Origin of the sequence: Streptococcus infantis (genome assembly GCF_019929665.1) — a bacterium.
GTDB classification, from domain to species: domain Bacteria; phylum Bacillota; class Bacilli; order Lactobacillales; family Streptococcaceae; genus Streptococcus; species Streptococcus infantis_H.
Window position 1 is genome coordinate 1 of sequence record NZ_JAHZPZ010000014.1, and the last position, 2036, is coordinate 2036.

At 35.1% G+C, this 2036-nt stretch carries 5 protein-coding genes; all 5 read right to left on the reverse strand.

Annotated features, from left to right (window positions below):
- The coding region (locus K1I61_RS08870) for a phage replisome organizer N-terminal domain-containing protein (RefSeq protein WP_223334874.1) at positions 1-686 on the reverse strand (686 nt) is incomplete at its 3' end.
- On the reverse strand, positions 673-954 hold the full coding sequence (locus tag K1I61_RS08875; RefSeq protein WP_223334876.1) for an XRE family transcriptional regulator: 282 nt from the start codon (positions 952-954) through the stop codon (positions 673-675). The genes K1I61_RS08875 and K1I61_RS08870, both read right to left, overlap by 14 nt.
- 2 nt (positions 955-956) lie before the next feature.
- Entirely contained in the window at positions 957-1151 is a 195-nt protein-coding gene (locus tag K1I61_RS08880; RefSeq protein WP_223334878.1) for a hypothetical protein, read from the reverse strand.
- A gap of 1 nt (position 1152) precedes the next feature.
- On the reverse strand, positions 1153-1353 hold the full coding sequence (locus K1I61_RS08885) for a hypothetical protein (protein WP_223334880.1): 201 nt from the start codon (positions 1351-1353) through the stop codon (positions 1153-1155).
- Between the two features lie 10 nt (positions 1354-1363).
- Positions 1364-1864, reverse strand: a complete 501-nt coding sequence (locus tag K1I61_RS08890) for a hypothetical protein (protein ID WP_223334882.1) — start codon at positions 1862-1864, stop codon at positions 1364-1366.
- Between the last annotated feature and the right edge of the window lie 172 nt (positions 1865-2036).

The window sequence follows — 2036 nt, forward strand, 5'->3', positions numbered from 1 at the left end:
CGTGCTAGTAAAAGCCTTTTTGTCTTATCAACAAACTTATACCTCTTATTAGCTACTTGATTCAGATAAACAATAGGAATCCAAAGTTCTTTATGTTTTGTTTTCTCTAAATCTTTTATAGCTGTTTCTTCAAGCCAAGTAGGAAAAGTGAAAGATGAGCTTTGCTCATTAGGCGAGGTTCCCTCGACTATATATTCTTTATTTATATCTAACTTTAAATCTTGCTCTAACTCTTTATCTATCTCTTTCTCTGTCTTACATGTAGATAACGTTGTAAAATTATTAGATAACAATGTAAGATTATTTTCTTTCTCTTGTTGCTCTTTGCGGTAGCTTCTCATATATGCAGCGTGGTTTGTTTCTTGTTGTACCAAAGCTTTTGCTTGTGTTAACTCGGCATTTTTATCTTCATCAATCTGAATCAGGCCACATTGCGTAAAATAAGCTATAGTCATAGATATATCATCTTCAGAAACATCTAATTTCAAGGCCAGTTCTTCTTTTAAGGTTTCAAAGTACCCTTCGTAATACAGAATACAATCACTTTCAAGACTTTCTAACATCATGCGCATATAGATCACTGTCATGGTATAGCCACCAGGCATACTTTTTAGACGCTTAATAAATAGGTTGTCAAAAAATTTCTTATCAATTTTCAACCAAAAATATACTTTAGTCTTTGCCATCATCTACCCCCAGGAACTTCAAAATATCCGTAACTTTGTAATAGACTTTTCTAGTATCTTCTAGTGGTGGTTGGTAGCGTCTTAGTCCTGCACCTTCCCACTTTTGCAAGGTTTTATATTTTATATCTAACTCGTCCATAGCTTCTTGTGCTGATATTAAACCAGTTAGTCGTGGTTTAGGTCTTTCTCGGACTGCTAGATAGTTTTCTACTACTGTGCTGATTCTATTGGTTAAATCATTTTCGCTTTCTTTACTCAAACTAAACATACTTAATCCCCTTTACATACTGCTCCAAGTTGAATATAACGCCCATAGCAAGGATTTAATTCGCCCCTTGGTGTTTCTTCTGCTTGTTTATTGTAAGGGTTTTTATACTTCTCTAAATGATGTAGATAAAGGAATAATAGACCTACAACTAAAAGCAAGATAACTGCCTGTGTATTGGTTAAATCTAATTCATTCATATTAGTTCCTCGCTTGATAATTATTGATAAATTCCACACGGTCTACTTGTTCCATTTTCAAGAAACCGTCTACTTCTTCATAGGTCACTTTTCTATCAACAAAATCAGATAGAAATTGAAAAAGTTTTGGGTACTTCTCCTTAATCTCTACTATCAGTTCGTCAAATTCTGCTTGTGTCATGTTGTCTAAGTCTAGTGTCATTTTATTGCTCCTAATCAATCATCATTCCACGAGTATATAAGGATGAGTCTGTCCATGAATCCAAAACGTTCTTTTTCCCTCGTTTTTTCTTTGCGATATCAACCGCTATGACTTCCCATACATAATTCAATAATTGGCTTTGTTCCATTGGGTGGGTATTTTCTTTAGTTATCTCAGCTAGGTAAGTGTTTAAGAAAAGAAATCCATCAAAGTGGGAAAGTAGCTTTATAAACTTAGTATCACCCCAAAAATTTCTGTAATAAGACTCTTCTCGTTCTTCTAGTTCACCTATTACCTCAGCAATCACCCTCTGTTTCATCTTCTCTGTTTGTTCCTTTAGCGTTTGCTGTTGTTCATGGTATTCTGTGCTAGTTAGTTCATTATAAACATCATCCAAGTCATTCAATACCCTACTGATTGCTCTTTTAGCTATGATATTTCTAACTCCTGTAAGACTTCCTTGTATTTCTTCTAATTCTGTTGAAATAGCTTCTAATTTATCCGCTAACATGTTTTTTACCTCTGTTTCTTTGTTTGTGTGATTGCCTTGATGGGCTTTTAATGGTTGTTTCCTATACAGATTTCCCACCACTCCAAACGCTGGGCAGTTGCCCCAAGTTGGCGAACGCTTGTAGCGGTGTTTCATGAGTAATTACCCATCTTTCAGCTAAACAAGGCCTTAG